This window comes from Polaromonas sp. P1_G2 (assembly GCF_056405515.1).
On sequence record NZ_JBFUBY010001174.1, the window covers coordinates 1 to 447 of the forward strand.

A 447-nucleotide genomic window follows, 5' to 3' on the forward strand; every position below is an offset into this window, starting at 1 on the left:
GCAACATGGGCCGTTGGCCCTGGGGCCCTCCACCAGCCTAACCGAGGACATTCCTATGGGTGAATTCAAGAAACTCGTCTTTTCCGGCGTGCAGCCGACCGGCAACCTGCATCTCGGCAATTATCTCGGCGCCATCCGCAAGTTCGTGGCGCTGCAGGACGGCAATGACTGCATCTATTGCGTCGTCGACCTGCATTCGATGACCGCACAGCTCGTGCACGACGACCTGCGCGGCCAAATCCGCGCCATCGCCGCCGCCTTCATCGCCTCCGGCATCGATCCGGAAAAGCATATCGTCTTCAACCAGTCGGCCGTGCCGCAGCATGCCGAGCTCGCCTGGGTGTTCAATTGCGTCGCCCGCATCGGCTGGATGTATCGCATGACGCAGTTCAAGGACAAGGCCGGCAAGGACCGCGAGAATGCCTCGCTCGGCCTGCTCGCCTATCC

The 447-nt window shown here is 62.0% G+C and carries 1 protein-coding gene; it reads left to right on the top strand.

Annotated elements, in window-relative coordinates:
• Window positions 1-55: 55 nt before the first annotated feature.
• Window positions 56-447: tryptophan--tRNA ligase (locus tag AC1D0P_RS29630; protein WP_477679999.1), on the top strand; the 392-nt coding region annotated here is incomplete at its 3' end.